Annotated in this window: 7 protein-coding genes; 3 read left to right on the plus strand and 4 right to left on the minus strand. The window is 56.7% G+C overall.

The features are described 5' to 3' along the window. The first annotated feature begins 371 nt into the window (after positions 1–371). Positions 372–857 carry an FHA domain-containing protein gene (locus SFX18_18155; protein ID MDX1965075.1) on the plus strand — a complete coding sequence of 162 codons (486 nt, stop codon included), beginning with the start codon at positions 372–374 and terminating at the stop codon, positions 855–857. A gap of 211 nt (positions 858–1,068) precedes the next feature. Here SFX18_18155 and SFX18_18160 read toward each other — a convergent pair whose 3' ends face one another. Continuing rightward, positions 1,069–4,170: a proline dehydrogenase family protein gene (locus SFX18_18160; GenBank protein ID MDX1965076.1), complete on the minus strand. Its 3,102-nt coding sequence runs from the start codon at positions 4,168–4,170 to the stop codon at positions 1,069–1,071. A gap of 447 nt (positions 4,171–4,617) precedes the next feature. Then, positions 4,618–6,051: a replicative DNA helicase gene (gene dnaB / locus SFX18_18165; protein MDX1965077.1), complete on the minus strand. Its 1,434-nt coding sequence runs from the start codon at positions 6,049–6,051 to the stop codon at positions 4,618–4,620. Between the two features lie 303 nt (positions 6,052–6,354). Between dnaB and SFX18_18170 the strand changes: the two genes are divergently transcribed. After that, on the plus strand, positions 6,355–7,731 hold the full coding sequence (locus SFX18_18170; protein ID MDX1965078.1) for a replication-associated recombination protein A: 1,377 nt from the start codon (positions 6,355–6,357) through the stop codon (positions 7,729–7,731). A 1,266-nt stretch (positions 7,732–8,997) separates the two neighbouring features. Here the strand turns inward: SFX18_18170 and SFX18_18175 are convergent. After that, complete coding sequence (locus SFX18_18175; protein ID MDX1965079.1) at positions 8,998–9,375, minus strand: hypothetical protein; 378 nt, start codon at positions 9,373–9,375, stop codon at positions 8,998–9,000. A 714-nt stretch (positions 9,376–10,089) separates the two neighbouring features. Then, complete coding sequence (locus SFX18_18180; GenBank protein MDX1965080.1) at positions 10,090–11,409, minus strand: PQQ-binding-like beta-propeller repeat protein; 1,320 nt, start codon at positions 11,407–11,409, stop codon at positions 10,090–10,092. A gap of 502 nt (positions 11,410–11,911) precedes the next feature. On the opposite strand from SFX18_18180, the gene SFX18_18185 reads away from it, so the two are divergent. Beyond that, positions 11,912–16,030, plus strand: a complete 4,119-nt coding sequence (locus SFX18_18185) for a hypothetical protein (protein MDX1965081.1) — start codon at positions 11,912–11,914, stop codon at positions 16,028–16,030. Positions 16,031–17,157 lie beyond the last annotated feature (1,127 nt).

The raw sequence follows: 17,157 nt of genomic DNA on the forward strand, positions 1-17,157 counted from the left end.
TTCTACTGGAGAAAAAGTTTTTCCCTGGTGGAATAAATGATCCAAAAGTCCGCGAATAACGTAGGATCATCGACTCTCGCAGGGGAAGAGTCCGTGATTTACCGATGAGGTTCTTTCCATGTAACAATTTCTGCTTGCGGATACCTAAGTTATTTCCAGTTTTTGACTTAGGTCGGTTTCACACCCTGCGTGTGATGGTCTGCCGCGTTGACCTTTGACGGTCAGGAATTACAATTCAAAATGTGTGGGTTTGCGGCTCGGCACAAAATGCCATAATTTTACTTTACTTTCCGCTGTCCGACACATCTGGGGTACGTGTTGCGTGAGGATTTGAGGCAAAACAGAGTTTCTAGGAACAGTGGAGTTGCACCATGTTAGGCGAATTACACCCGTTGGGTGGTGGGGACCCTATACCCCTGCTCAAACAACAATTGTTGGTTGGACGTCGCGAGAGTTGCGATATCGTGCTGAGGTTCCCGAATGTGTCGGCCCATCACTGCCAGCTAACGCTGACCGGCGGTTACTGGTACATCAAGGACTTGGGGAGCCAAAATGGCGTCAAGGTAAACGGCAAGCGTATTACCACGGACGAGAAACTGATCGAACCGGGGGACACGATTGCCGTGGCCAAGCACAATTACGAGGTCAAGTATTCCCCCTACGAACTTGGCGCCGTTGGCCCTCCTCCCGCCGAAGACGCGGACACGACTCCGCAACACATCTTTGCAAAGTCGTTGCTGGAACGGGCTGGTTTGGCCAAACCCGGCGCTACCGGTTCGCGGGATAGCGCTCCCCGCCGTTACGACGTGCTCAATAACTCGGCGAATCAAATTCGCAATCCGAATAAGCCGGTGTAGTTGGTGTTTTCATCCAGTGGAACGCAGATCAGCCGGTTTGCACTGAGTGACACGAATCGGGAACAGAAAGTCATTTCTGATCAGTGTAAATCTGTCAGGTGAGTGTCATCTGCGGACTAGATTCTTCTCCATGCCGCACTATATTCCAGCAGTGGCTCTGGGAGAAATATATGATGTGTTCATTCCCTTGCTGACGCGGCGGGCTGAGAGCCTATTCCGTCGGGGCAAACCCTCGTCGCAACGTGTTTTCGGTAATCGTGCGCGGCAGGACAAAGTGGTACAGATATTCCGGTCCCCCCGCCTTGCTTCCCAGCCCCGACATGCGATATCCGCCAAACGGTTGCCGATGGACCAAAGCACCCGTAATGGGCCGGTTAATGTACAGGTTTCCCACCTGAAATTCCGCTTTGACACGCTCTAAATTCGCCGGGCTGCGGGTATAGATCCCTCCCGTGAGCGCGTAGTCCGTGTCGTTGGCAATCGCCAGGGCCGCCGTCAAATTCGCCGCGGGCATGACCGCCAAAACCGGCCCAAAGATCTCCTCTTGGGCTAGGCGACTATCGGGAGGCACATGACTAAAGATCCAGGGACCGATGAAATGTCCTTGCTCTGCTAATTCACCGATATTAGGTTGATACGCTGTCAGTCCGGCCTCTTGGCCCTGTTGAATGTACTGCTGAATATGTCGGAACGCGGCGGCGTCGATCACCGGTCCGATGATCGTACCTGGTTGATCGGCGCGGCCTACCGTCAAACTCCTCGCCCCTTCGACCAGGCGTTTTACAAAAGTCGGATACGCATCCCCCACGACAATCACTCGCGAACAGGCGGAGCATTTTTGCCCGGCAAAGCCGAACGCGCTGGTCAGCACGCCCAAGACAGCTTCATCCAGATCGGCGCTGGTATCGACGATAATGGCGTTTTTTCCCCCCAGTTCGGCAATGAACCTTTTGATGGTCCGGCCGCCATAGGTGGCCAGCTCCGCCCCCCGCGCTTGAATCGCCAGGCCCACCTTGCGCGAGCCGGTAAACGCGATCAGCGGCACATCGGGATGATCGACCAGCGCGCGGCCGACCACCTCGCCGACGCCAGGTAAGAAATTGACAACCCCCGGCGGGACGCCGGCCGCTTCCAGCACGGATTGAAATTGCGCCGCGACGATTGAGGCTTGTTCGGCGGGTTTCATCACCACGGTGTTCCCCGTTACCAGCGCGGCAACAGTCATTCCGCAGAGAATCGCCAAGGGAAAATTCCACGGGGCAATGACCGCCGCCACGCCCAAGGGTATATGCGTAAGACGATTTTCCTCACCGGGCAGATCCACGCTATTGGGTCGGGAAAAGAGCAGCGCGCCGCGGGCGTAGTATTCACAAAAGTCGATAGCTTCGCACACGTCGCCGTCCGCCTCGCGCCAGGGCTTCCCGCATTCCAGAACCTGCCATGCCGCCAATTCCCAGCGTCTGCGCCGCAGTTCGGTGGCAATAGCATGCAAAAGTTGAGCGCGGGCCTCCCAGCCTAGGGCATCCCAGGCGGGCTGCGCGGCCCGCGCGGCGGCCACCGCCTGTTGTGCATCTTCCGCGGTGCAACTGGCCACATGGCCGATGACCTCGGTCTGGAGGGACGGATTTTCCCGCGAAAAGGTCGCTGTCAGCGGTAAATCGCGCCCCGCCACGCGCGCGGGCCATGTCCGGCCCAGCCACCCCCTTACCTGGGCAATCGCCGCTTGCATCCGTTGGCGATTTTCGACCTGGGCAAAGTCAGCCAACGGTTCATTGGTAAACGGAGAAAGTTCCATGGCTGGCTCCGAAAGGCATGTGCTGTCAACCGAGTTAGTGGCTTGCGGAACAAGCGGGGCTTGCACAGGTTCCGACCGACCACCTGCGGCATTTAAAGAGTGCCGCGTCGAGGACAAATGTAAAAATTCCGCCGGATCGCGTAACAATTCCTCTGGCGATTTAACCGCGGCCAGACCGGACTTGAGGAACGAATCATTGGACGTGTTTTCCAGCAGCCGCCGAACCAAATAGGCCATTCCGGGAATTAATTCGCCGAAGGGCATATAAATCCGCAGACGTTCCCCCCGTTGGGTCAAAGCCCGCTTTTGGCTGTCGGCCATGCCAAACAACATTTGCAATTCATAATCACGCCGGGGAATGCCCAATTCCTCCGCCACGGCCAGGCCGTGAGCCAGGGATCGGACATTATGGCTAGCCAGGGCTAAACGCAAATGCGGAAACTGCGCCAGCGCGTATCGCGTGAGTTGTTCATAACACAAATCCGACTCCCATTTGCGGGTCCACACCGGCACCGGCCATCCTTGCAAACCGGCATGAATTGTCTCGTAGTCCCAATAGGCCCCTTTGACCAGCCGCACCCAGATGGGCGTGCCGCGCTGCTTGGCCCAATCGGCCAGTTCCGCTAAGTCCGTCGCGGCGGAACGTAAATAGCACTGGATGACCACACCCAAATGCGGGTAATCGCGAAATTCCGGCTCGTCAAAAATGTTCCTCGCAATCGCCAGGGTCAGGTCCTTGGTCCGGTACGATTCCATGTCTAAATGGACATGCGCCCCGCGCTGCATGGCCAGACGCAGCAGTTCCCGCAGTCGTCCCGCGACCCGACGGGTGGTTCCCGCTGGATCGATCGGGTCAAACTGGCTATCCAGGGCCGAGAGCTTCACGCTGACATTCACGCGGGGAATCGGTCCGTGGCTATCCTGGTCCAGCAACGACGCCTCGGGCCAGGCCTGGACTTTATTTGACAGTTGGTCCAGCATGCCCAGATAAGAGGCGAGGTAGCGATCCGCGTCGGCGTCGCTGGTGACGGCCTCGCCTAATAAATCCAGCGTAAACGCCCTCCCCAGTTGGCGTTCCCGTCGAGCGGTGGCCAGTACCTCCGCGACATTCGTCCCCGCGATAAATTTACGTGCCTGGGCGAGGACATTCCAGCGTACCACGGCGGCCAGGGGAATCCCCGTCAGAACATTGCCGCTGAATAATGAAAATGGAACCCCGACATACCAGGGGACCCGATCGCGGATAGCCGCAAAGTGTTCCCGTAATTGTGCCAATATTTGGCGATTTTCCCGCAGCATGGGAAGGACATCGACAAAGCGAAAGGCCTCAACCTTGACTTTTTCGTCCGCCAGCGCCGCCGTTAAAAAGCGTTCTTCCCACCACGTCCGTTGCCACCAGCGGGGGCGCGCCTGCTGGGCGGCGGCCAATAATTCACGGCCAATTTCTAGCGTCCGCGCGGCTATCCGGGGCGACTGTTGGGCCAGGCCAGGCGTCGGCAAAAGCTGGGTGGTGGACATGGGAACTGCGCCCAGGTGGTCAACCACCCAGGGGTATACGTTTTATCCGTGAATGGGGAATTTACCGCTCCGGGGAATTCTCTTTTTCGGGGCCTATTCTATTTTACGCAACCACCTTGCCTGACGGTCGCTTTGTAGGTTGGCCGGGCCGGATTTTTTATTAAGCTATGCCTGTCATATAAACCTACAAATGTCCCATATTTTGCGCAGTTATATCGCTTTCCGGGCAGTTGTGGACCAACGAGTCTGGCACAAGGGGGCCAGGAGTCTGCCGCGAATAAGGTCGTCTGCCAAATGCGCTCTCACTGCGTCAGACTCCCATCCCCATGGTTATCCAATCCCTTGTGTTGCGGGCACAGCCCTCACTAGAGTCATCCGCGTTTTAGTGCCATTGTCTTTGTACTTTATTCCGCGGACTATAGTACGCACTACTGTAATTGTCCCAATCTAAAATCCCCCGCCATAATCCTGAAAATCCTCGTGTCGTTCAAAAGCCAAATTTTCAAAACGGGTAAAGTCCTTCAACCAGGCCAGTTTGACATCCCCCACGGGTCCGTTGCGTTGTTTGGCAATGATTAATTCCGCCTTGCCCGCCAGCTCGGCCCGCTCCTGGTCGTTGCTGGCGTAGTAGTCGTCACGGTGGACAAACATCACCACGTCGGCGTCTTGTTCAATGGCGCCCGACTCGCGCAGATGGGCTAGTCGTGGTTTGTTATCGCGGCTCATTTCCGCCTGGCGGTTAAGCTGTGCCAGGCAAATAACGGGGACCTTTAGTTCGCGGGCCATGATTTTTAGTCGGCGGGCAATTTTGGCCACTTGTTCCTGGCGTTGATCGCGCGGATTGTCCGGCTCGATCAATTGCAAATAATCCACCACCACCAACCCCAGGCCGTGGCGCCGTTTCAGGCGGCGGGCGTTGGCGGCGATTTCGGTCATTGTGCGGCTGGGGGTATCATCCACAAACAACTTGCTTTCACCAAGTTTGCCCGCGGTCTCCATTAAAAGCTGACGGTCCTGTTTGCTAATCGTTCCATTGCGCAGGCGATGCCCATTGACCCGCGCGGCGGAGCAGAGCAGGCGATCCCCCAATTCCAGCGAGGACATTTCCAGGCTAACAAACAGCACGGGTTGATTTTCGTTGAGCGCGACATGTTCGGCGATGTTCATGGCCAGGGCGGTCTTGCCCATCGAAGGGCGGGCGGCCAGGATGATCAGCTCGGAATTATGCAGCCCCCCCGTTTGTGTGTCCAAATCCTTAAAGCCGGTGAGAATACCGCTGGCGGCGTGAGTTCCCTGCATCCGGGCATCGATCCGATCCATGGCCTGATGCAGAATGTCATAAATGCTAGAGACTTCCCCCTGGCCTTGATTTTCCAAGATGGAAAAGATTTTTTGCTCGGCCTGGCTGAGCAAATGCTTGGGTTCCTGGTTGCTATCATAGGCGTCGCGCAGGATTTCCGTGCTGGCAAAGATTAACTGCCGTAGGGTGGATTTTTCCCGCACCAACAACGCATACTCGGTGGCGTGCGCGGCGTTTTGCACCTCGCGGACCAAACTGGCCAGGTAGGCCATCCCCCCGACCATTTCCAGTTCGTTTTTTGCCTTGAGCCGCTCGACCAACAGCGTGATATCAATCCGCCGGTTGGAATTGTGCATCTCGTCCAGGTGGACAAAGATGCGGCGGTGGGCGTCATCATAAAAATCATCCGCGTGGATCAGGGGAAAGACATCGTCGCAAACTTCGGGCAACAGCAGCATGCTCCCCAGGATGCCCCGTTCGGCCTCGTGGCTGCGGGGGGGCTGGCGGTCGAGCAACTCGCTGGTTTTACCCAAATGCGGCTTATCTGCGCGCTGTGAATCCGTGCGGGGGGTAAAAGCCATGACGTATGTCCTCCGTGTGATAACAATCGCGCTCGCCTGCCGGGCGCGTTGTCCAAATAGTTCATTTTGCCATGACGACCCCTGTCAGTACAGATAGCCCGGAAGAGAAACCGCGCCTCGTGTATGCTTAACCACGCCCGCGACTGGCATTTTGCGGGCTGGTTTGCCCAGTGATAAATTCATGTGCCGATGTGAATTGTTCGTTTCTTCACGCCACGGTCGCGCGTACAATGCTGCTAGCGTATCCCTGTGAATAAAAATGTCCGCTTTTCGCGGGACTGCCTCTTTTCACGCCATTCCACGATGTCCCTCTTTGCAGCCGCCGAAGAAGCCAACCGCCGCCAGGCCGAACCCCTGGCCGCGCGCATGCGTCCGCGCACCCTGACGGAGTTTGTCGGCCAAGGGCACTTTCTGGGCGAAGGGAAACTGCTCCGCCGATTGATTGATGCCGATCGGCTGGGCTCGGTGATTTTTTATGGACCGCCGGGGACCGGCAAAACCACGCTGGCCAGCATTTTGGCGCAGGCCACCCACAGCGCGTTTCGCCAGTTAAACGCCGTCACCAGCGGGGTCAAGGAACTGCGCGAAGTCCTGGAAGAAGCCCGCACCCGTTTAGAAGTCGATGGCCGCAAGACGCTGCTATTCATCGATGAAATTCACCGCTTTAATAAATCCCAGCAGGACGCTTTGTTACCCGATGTGGAAAGCGGGAATGTTACCCTGGTTGGGGCCACCACGCAAAATCCGTTCTTTGCCCTGACCAGCGCGCTGGTCAGTCGCAGCCGCATCTTTCAATTTCAACCTTTGACCCGGGAAGAGATTCAACAGGTGATCCTGGCGGCGCTGGCCGATCCGTACCGCGGTTTTGGCGGGGAGCAAATTTCATTAACGCCGGATGCGCTGGCATTTCTGGCCGAAGTGAGCGATGGGGACGCCCGCCGCGCGCTGGGCGCGTTGGAAGTTGGCATTCTCAGCAGTCCCGCGCGGCCGCTCACGTTTACCCGCGAACTAGCCGTCGAAAGCGTCCAGCGCAAGGCCATCGTCTATGACGCCGGCGATAGCCATTATGATGCCGCCAGCGCGCTCATCAAAAGTATTCGCGGCAGCGATGTCGACGCCGGCCTCTATTGGCTAGCGCGAATGCTAGAAGGGGGAGAGGATGTTCGCTTTTTGACGCGGCGACTGGTCATCCTAGCCAGCGAGGATATCGGCAATGCCGATCCGCAAGCCCTGGTGCTGGCCGTGGCCGCCATGCACGCCACGGAGTTTATCGGCCTGCCGGAGTGCGCCCTTACCCTCTCGCAGGCGGTCTGTTACCTGGCCACCGCCCCCAAAAGCAACGCCTGCACGCTGGCCATCGGCGCCGCCCAGCGCGACGTCCGCGAAGGAGCGCTTATCCCCGTCCCCGTCCACCTGCGGGATAAACACTACGCCGGCGCTAAACGCCTGGGCCATGGGCAAGGGTACCAATACGCCCATGATGCCGCCGGGGGGTCGCCGCGCAGGACTATCTGGGCGTGGAGAAAATTTATTACGAGCCGACAGAGCGGGGCTTTGAGGGGGAAATCGCGGCCCGTCTGGCGGAGATCCGGGCGATATTGGCCCAAGCCCGGCAAGAGGGGGATGGGTAAGGGAGGAGAGACACGGGTTACGAGATGTGGGAAGCGGGAAGAAATGTAGGAGGCGACTCCGTCGCCGAATTGGCTTTTGGCTAGCCGCCATGCGCTCAAAGCCGCCGATGCCATCCGTGGTCCGTAGTGGAGAGGTGGGAGATGAGGGAATAGGGGCAAGGGAGCAGGGGTCAGGGAACCTGAATAGGCGGGGGAGCGGAGGTGCGGGGGACTGGCGAGCGGCTGACGTAAGTCTGCCGGTTAAACGAGGTGCGGCAGGGTGGCACTGACGAATGCGATTTATTTCATTATAGCCATGCCCTGTTCTTGCTGACAGCCATTTCCTTGCACACCCACGAATAACCATAAACTTGACCATTTTGTGAAACAGTCGTGTGCCACTGGTGGAACACCAGTGCCGAGACGGGAGCTTGATGATTTGAGACGGATGGGACTTCGGAAAAGTCTGGACTAAGAATTCCTAAGCTATTGGGAATCGCATACCCTGTGGCAAACACTGGCAAAATGCCAGTGGCACACTCCGGCTTTTTCATAATGGCGAAGTCTGGTGCAAGGAAATGGAATCGGCAAGACAAGGGCTAAAGTTACCTGAAAATGGAAACTTAAACAGTGCCACCCCGCCGGGATTGGCGGGTGAGCGCGGCGGCGATCGTCCATGCCGCGCGCGACGGGCGGACCCCTTCGGACCATCACCCCGTGACGGCGGTGCTGGCAATTAAGCCATAGGTTGGGATCGAATTCCCTGGTGATCCGCGAGTGGGAGTCTGGTGTTTTGTGTTTGGATTTTTCTGCTTGGTGTAGCCCAAGCCCGGAATTCACCCGTAGCGGCGAGTTCCCACTCGCCGCGTGGTTAGCCGCAACACGCACAAAGCCGACGATGTTATCGTCGGATAAAGCCGTGAAGGGATCGAGTACCTCACTATGAAGCCACTGATACTGAAGTAGATATTCTGCTCATTGAAGACGATGCTCCCCCCGAGTCAGTTACTTTGGAACAGCAGCGTGATCCATAGCAGAAAGGGCTTGGCCATGCTGGCCGAAAGTCGAACTAAAACGGTTCCCACTCCTCTGAGCAACAGACAAGCAAAGGAAATGCGCGCACAATTCATCGACGGTGATCCGCGCCGCTGGTCGGACATGCCGCGGGTTTACCGGTGCTGAATCGCGCTTGTTAAGAATTTGCTTCCCACCGCTGCCCGGCCCAGGAACAAGTTCCTGAGGTAGCCGGTTGGATCTGATTAGCCTGGTCTACCCGCTGGCACCCCGCCGGTATGCACAATTTCTGGCACAGGGCGACAAAGTTATCGTGTGCCCTTTAACGATGATACAATCTAAAAAACTCTCTGAACACTCGTTTGCCTAGGATCTCGATGCGTTCTAAAAGCAGTTCGATATCTCTGTATTTAATGTGAACTCGCAGAGCAACAATTTCACCCTTACCTAAGCCGTCCCAATTTCCATTACGGTCAACCGCGTACACCCTAATATGAATATGGCGATTATGCATTCTAATTGCATTCAAGGCAATTGCAGCGAGGTACTGACTATCTTCATTCTTGGCAGCAGCAAGTTGCTCTGCTGCAAATATCGCTCGACGAATGTCAACACTATCCGTAGTATCTCGATACTCGGGGTCATAGCAGCATAAATAGTACATCACACCGAAAGCAAGAAAACCTAAAGCAGATAACATGCTAATAGTTATAAATTTGCTGTGCATTATAACACCTCGTGTGTCTCGTACTTGCATTGAAGCTTGTTATTGATAGCACTCAAGCGGGTAGCCCCGGTTATTCACCGGGTACCCAAGGAACTTGTTCCTTGGCCGCGCAGCGGCAAGAAGCAATTCTTCAAATATTTCCATTATATCCAAGTAGGCTTCTTTTGCTACGCACACCGGAACAAGTTCCAGTGCCATCCGCAATTGTAGCAGGCACCATCCCTGGTGCCGTGATATTCCTAACGCCGCTGCGCGGCTAAACATGCGAGGGGGTTGTTTTGCTTCCCCCGGGTAGTCGCTGCGCTCCAACCCGGGGCTAAGTTCTGTAACCGCTTCGCGGTAGGAGGGAGAATCATGAGCTACATTCCGGTGGTATCGCTGAATGCTGACTTTGCCCTACGAGGTCGCCGAGGCTCGTCCCCCAATCAAAGTTAGAAGGATGAATGCAGAATGCAGAATAAAATACCAAACAATCATCCCTCTGAATTCTGACTTCCGTATTCATACTTCTGATTAACGCCACTGCTGCAGTCCCCTCACCCCGCCCTCTCCCGATAAGACGTTGTCACAAATGGAAAGCCACTGTCGGGAGAGGGTGGAATGCAGACGTCTAAAATGCAATTGTAGCAATTCTGACTTCTTCATTCCAACTTCTGACTTTGCCCCCCGCCTCCCTGATCCCCCCACTCACTTACCCACCCGGTACACCGCTTCCTTGGTCCTGAGGATTAGCCCCCCTTCGACGACAGCGGGGCTGGCCATGCAACCCGCGCTTAGGGTGTTGACCGCCAGTTCCTGATACTGATCGCCTGGTTCTAGCACGTAGGTCTGGCCTTCCATATCGCTAAAGTAAATTTTTCCCGCGGCGGACACCGGCGAAGCGGAAAATTTTCCCCCCACGCGCTTGGTCCAGACCACCTCTCCATTGAGCGCGTTGACACAAGTCAAAATCCCGTCATCCCCCGCCATGTAAATTCGCTCGCCCACGATGATCGGCGAACTCCGTTTGCTGGCCCCTTTTTCCTGCTTCCAGGTAACCTGGTCGGACAGGTCCGCGGCTTTTTCACCCGGCTTGTGACTGCGCGGTTTAAGGGCAAACAATTGCAACCCTCCCGCCGCGGTGGTGTTGTACAACAATCCATGGGCATACAGGGGCCGCAAGGAGACATTCATTCCGCCGCACTTCACCCGCCACAGTTCTTCTCCTGTGCGGGGGTCATAGGCGATTACCGCCCCCGCGCTGGGGCTAATGAGTTGGGGCTGATTGTCGACCATAATCACGCGGGGTGTGCTATAAGCTTTCTTCGCGTCGCCGTCGTCGGTGCCATAGTCAATGTTTCTGTCCGTCCGCCAGGCGATTTGCCCGGATTGCTTATCCAGGGCGACCACGTACTGCTGATCAAAGCCGTCAAACGTCAATATCAACAAGTTGTCATGCAAAATTGGCGAGGAAGCGGGTCCCCGATGGTGGTTGCATTGCAACTCAGGATCAAACGGCGGCCGCTTCCACACAATTTCGCCATTGGTTGTATCTAAGCAAGCCGTCCCATGCACGCCAAAGTGGACATACACCCGCCCAGCCTCGATCACGGGCGTGGGGGAGGCATAACTATTCAGGTCATAACAAAATTGCGGCTCCGCCACGTCCCACAGCTTGATATCATGGACGATTTGACCGGATGCCAGGTCCAAGCAGATGGCCCGCATTTCTTTACCATCGGGGGGGGCGTTCGTCAGCCAGATTTGCTCTCCCCAAATGACGGGGGAGGACCAGGCTTTGCCGGTAAGGGGTGTTTTCCAGGCGATATTGTCGGTTTCGCTCCACTTGGTCGGGGCGTTTTTGACATTCGCCAGGCCGTCGGCGGTCGGGCCGCGAAATTCGGGCCAATTTGCCGCAAGGGCGGAAAAAGCGGCACCCAGGAATAATAATGCCGCGATCACCAAGGATGATAGAAAATACCGGACGGGGCGACGCTTGTGCGGGGGGTAGGGGGGAATCATGGTCATGTGGAATAAGGCGAGTAAAACTGCGGGAGCATGGGGGGTTCACGAAACTGCCCGGCGGAACTTTGGGTAAGTTCCGCTACGGATAAACTGCGCGACTGTAGCAGAATTCGCCAGAATTCTGTGGATGGTGGGGTAAAGGCTGACAAAACTGCCCGGCGGAACTTTTGGCTAGTTTCACTACGGGGGGTCACTTACGAAACTTTTGGCAAGTTCCGCTACGGAGAGCCTCAGGGCCATAGTTCTACTCACAAAAAAATGGTAACGATTTTTGGCCTGTAAAGCAAATTTTTAAAGCGGCAGCGATAAAGCCGCCTCGTCCGCCCCTTTCGGTCGAGCCATTGTTTTTTTAGGATGAATAGTCGCTCTGGCCGGGAAAGAGAGGAGGGGTAGCCACCACCATAAAGCCGTTTCATCCGCGCTTTCACGAAAAATCATGGCCAGCCCCGCCCGCCTGTACCCATCCAGTCACACTTGAAGAGACGCCCCGACGAAGAGACGTTGCATGTCGGCCACCCCCTCCACACGGAAGTTCGCGGACGCACTGGCGGATGTGCTGGGGTATTTGAATTTTTCTGCGGGGAATAGCGATCCCAAGTTTTTGGCGAACCTGAGCGCGTTGTTTGCCGAGATCGAAGCCGCCGACCCCGCCCTCCCGCGGGAGGCCGCTCCGGCGGGGACCAGCGGCGGGGCATATTTGGTGTTACACCAGGCACTCACTTCCTCCCTGGACGAACTGCGGGCCGACAACCTCGCCTTTCAAGATAGCACCCAGGTGTTGGCGGTTTTGGATTTGCTATTTAACCGCTTGCTCCCCGCCTATCTGGAACATCACCGCGATTTGCTGTTTCACCAGAGTGCGGCGGGGCTGTTTCGTCCATTTTTTATTGGGAAAGCGGCGGAGGCGATCCTGCAGGCGGGAGCGCCGTGGGAAGAAACCGACCGCATCATTCACCACAGCCTGGCCAAACTGAATGACTATCTGGGCTTTCGCCCCGTGGCGGTCCTTCATAACCGCCGCAAGCATGAACCCTACTCGCATGAACGCTGCCGCCCCGTGCCGTTGTACCTGGCGGGCGTGGGCGTGGCCACCGGGCGCTATGAGGCGCTTGTGCGGCGGGCTTTGGAGATTTTGAACAAGCTACAGCCCGGTTTGTTGCAAATGGCCTGGTTTGATCCAGAGCTATTAAGCGAACTGGCGTTTGATCCGCGGGCGTACGACTTTAACCATCCCGCCAACAAGCGGCCGAATTACCACTTTGGCCTGTGGGACCCGCATGTGCTGGATCAACAAGGTTTTTACCGCCGTTTTGTCCTGCAGCAGACCTTGCTGGAAGCGCTCTTGGAACGCGTGGAAGCGCCCGGAGAGCTATCCGCCGCGGAATTGTTGGAAGAAGCCGCGGTGGTGCTGGCGGGAACCATGCTCATGGCCGCGGGGACCAGCGGCAATGGTCCCGAGTGCCACGATTCCAGCGTGACGTTATCTAACCTGTTGCCGGTCATCGCCAATTATCGGGACGACTATTATCGGCAAATTTTGTCCAAATTGCATGGCCCGCACGCCACGCGGCTGCAATCGGAATTAAAAGCGATGCGGCAACCGTTCGCGGGCGCGCGGCAGCATTTAAATAGCCAGCTCGCCCGCCGCCGCGCGCTGCAGATGCAACATGTGCATTTGGCGGTGCTGTTTGCCCGGTTGGGTTATCCCGAAGCCGCGCTCCAGCAGGCGGACATTATCCCCGCGGTCTCCGCCCGGATGACTTGCCGGCTGTATTGCCTCTTGACCAGCGGCTGGCATGCCGCGCGGGCCAATCAAGTCTCTCAGGCGGCGGAGTATTTGCCCCAAATAGAAAACCTGTTGCGCCGGGCGATTCACTGCGGCGCGGTTGTTGATCCGTGGAATATCCTGGGCTTTGGCGGACAATTTTCGCTCTTTCCCGCGGTGGAAAATTCCGTTCCGGATTTGCGCGTGGATGAATTGATCGACCTGATGGAACAGGTGTTTGCCTTGGCGGCGCGGGCGTGGCATTTGGCCGCGGTGGCGGACGATGCCGCCTTGTGTGAAAATATTTCAGCGGATTTTCGCCGGTTGGCGGAATGGTGGGACCAGTATGCCACCACGGGCATCGAGGGGATCAAGCCGGTCTCCGGCCGGGAGGCCTACGACGCGGCGCAGCGCGTGGCGGAAGCTCTCAGCGCGTGGCACCAGGCCGGAGCCGCCGCGGGGAACATTGGCTTTTGGCGGGGCCATGCCGAACAATTTGATTCCCCCCAGGCCTACGCCCGCGTGATCGAGGCATTGCTGGAAAAGCATGATCTGGCCAGCGCGGCGGGGCTGATGATGCACTGGCTGGCCAATGCCGAAACCCTGGCGCTGGAAGAAGGCTTATTCTCGTTTCACCACTTGGCGCGGCAATGGCTGGCCGCCAATTTGCAAACCGGCAAATCTGGCACGCCACGCGCGGCGCAGATCCCCCCCGGCCCCGCGCCGCTGGCCGCGGAAAAAATGATCACGCATTTAACCAGCCCCCCCGCGTCAGCCGCGGCGGCCCCGCCCGGGATCGCCGGTCAGTCGTCCCCTGCCGCTAAATCGGCGTTTAGCGTCGCGCGGTTTTTTGACCAGCTAGAGGCAAACTCCGACAGCTTTTGGGAAGCGCCCGAATTGCAATTTGACGGCCAACCCGTGAAATCGGCCGAGGATGATATCGAAGATCTCTTTCATCCGCCGGAGGATGACGAAGAGGACGAAAATCTGTACGGCGCGGCGTACGATGAAATGATCTATCGCGACAGCACGGCGGACGGCATCGATTCCTCGCTGCAAGAATTTGGCGGCACCACCGATTATGAGCTGGAGGCCGAGGCCAACCGCATCAATTCGCGATTGGCGTTTTTAGTCACGCTGGCCCGCCTGTGGAAGCAAGTCGCCTTGGCCGATCCCCTGCGGCAGCCGCGCTGGCAACTGACCGCCGATCATCTGCGGGCCTGGCTGGACCATAGTAAAAAGAACCGCCGCAAACTCTCGGCCCTGGCCCATGCTATTGAACGGCAGCCGTTGGTGCCGCAATCGGCGGAGCCGGAGGCGCTGGTGGAATACGACCGCCGCCGCATGATCAAGGAATCCCTTTTGGAACGGGTGATCGCGACGACGGTCAGCATGGCGGAGGCGGAACTGTTTTTGCGCGCGGTGCTCCCCCCCGACGTGGTTGGCTCCGCCGAAAGCGAAGAACCAGAGCATTGGGGGCCTACCGTGTTGCTGTGGCGGGCCTTGTTGGCCGAGGATGTCCCCGCCGCGCGCGACGCCTGGCCCCCGTTTTTGGCCGCGATCCATAAGCAATCCCTGTTGTACGTCCCCCTGGGCAAAGGGGGCGATCCCCGCCGTATCGCCGCCGCGCGCGGCCTGCAGCAAACGCTCCGCGGACTTTTAGGCCGTTTACCCCAATTGGGCCTGCTGCGCGAGACGTGTCAACTGATCCAGACCGCCCGCGCGATGGAGCGGGACCATCCCCTGGGGGCGGGGGCGGTGACCGAATTTGACCGCTTGTTCGAGATCGGGTTTAAGTCGCTCGTGACCTGCCTCATTGATTCCGCCGATCATTGGGAATTGCGCCATCACCAGGATGAACTGGCCGATTTGCAACTGATCGAATGCTTGCAGCAAGTGACGGAATCCTTGCTCAGCGAATGGCTGTCCCACAGCCGCACGCTGCGCTTATCCGTCCTCGAAAAAATTGCTAGCGAGGCCGAGTGGAAAGAGTTTGTCGCTTTTGTCGAAAAATACGGCCACGAACTGTTTACGCAAAAGTTCTTTAACCTGGGCAACCTGCGGGCGATCCTGCACCAAGGGGTCGAACAATGGCTGGAACAACTGCTGGAGCGCACCGCCGCGCTAACGGAATCCCCGCTGGATGAAAAGCTGGCCGCCGCCCTGACCAAGGCCGACAATAAACGCCACCTGCAACTGGTGATCGAGGCCATTGTCGAAAATTACACCGAGTACCGCGATTACAACGCCACCACCACGCAGTCCGACCGGGGCGAAATGGTCTATATGTTATTGGATTTTTTGCGCGTCAAGGCGGGTTACGAGCGGATCCACTGGAACCTGCGCCCCGTCACCATGGCGCACGAGGTGCTGGTGCGCGCCGGGCGGACCGGCGCGGCGGAACTGTGGCGGCGGACCATGGCAGAACGGACCAGCGACGCCGCCGACGCCCATGCCAAGAAGCTATCCCAACTGCAAAAGAAATACGGGATGCGGCTGCCGACGATCGCCGACCGGCTGGCCGAGCGGTTTGTCCGTCCGCTGGATATTGACCGGATCCGGGCTTTGGTCAAGGATGCCGCCGAGGACGCCCGGCACAACCGCGCCAGCGCGAGCTTTGAGTTGCTTGAGCAAGAGGCGGGGGAACTGGCGGGGATTCCCGCCGGGGCAGGGCTGGACCTGCCGGACTGGCTGGCCGCGCTCGAGGAAGAAGTCGACCAGGTCTGCGGAACCGACCGCCAACGCGACCAAGAAGACCCGATCGCGACGGCCACGCTGGTCTACCTGAGCTGGGACGACATCCAGGCGCAGTTAAGCAACTGGGAAACGAAGTTTCTGGAGGATAAGGGACGGGAGTGAGCGGGAGGCGGGGGAGGGAGATGGGAGGCGGGGGACGGGAGAAGGGAGGTGTAGGAGGCGACTCCGTCGCCGATTGGTTTTTGGTTTTTGATACTAGTAATGTAGCCATCCCAGTCCGCTGTAATGGACATCTTTGACATTGGTAAATTCACAATCTTCAAAATACACATTATCCAAGTGTGTGAAATGTCAACCAATAGCGAACAAGCGACTCCACCAGGTGACCCTTGGGCGACACTACGGTGGTCACGGTTCTTATGCTATCTGTTTCTGGCGATGACTTTCACTGGCGTTATTCATTTTGGGTTAGCAGTGCTATTTATGGTTCTCATGGCGATAGCTGGAATAACGGCAAGAATTCAATTGTGTCCAAAGTGCAATGATGCTTTTTTCGCTAGTGGCAATCTTATCTATACGAGATGCCAAAGTTGCGGAACTAAGATCGGGACGCCCCTGTCTGAGTAACGTTCGCGATTGAAAGAAAACCCCAACGATCATCAACAGCCGCTATTTAATCCGTCACTGTTGTGATAGTGGGATAGTATTGCGCGCAATTCTGTAGCTGCCATGTTTATACACGAGAAATCCGCTACGTATTTGTTTCTTAGCTGTAAAGCGCCATGTTGAAAATCAATGGATAAAACCGGCTTAGTTAAACTGCTGATCAAGTGTCGCGATTTCTTTGCCTTTATGCGAAGGCTATATCCAGGACTGTCGGCCAAAACAATTGAAAACGGAGAATTGTCCGTGAGCCATTGCTCAAAACAAGTGGTTAACAAATGAAGCTTGTCTGTATGAATTACTACGGCGGGAATGTTAAACGAATAGTCCACGAATTCTTTAGTAAGCGGAGATTGCTCTTGTGTGCTATAACGTTGCGAACTAAGAATTATATTAAAAGCAACTGCGGATTCCCGTTTTAATATACCTGCTAGAACAAAATTTAATGTGTCTCGACCACTATTTGATGGTATATGCCAAGCTTGAGTAAGGTTCATCTATTTTACATCCTGTCGGATAGTGTATTTTTATTGGAATGATTGGTTTCGTCACATATGCCGATGATAAAATATAGCATTGTCATGACTTTTTTGCAGAGAATTCCTTGCGGCTCGTAAATTTTTCGC

Source organism: Pirellulales bacterium, from assembly GCA_033762255.1.
Taxonomy (GTDB): domain Bacteria; phylum Planctomycetota; class Planctomycetia; order Pirellulales; family JALHPA01; genus JANRLT01.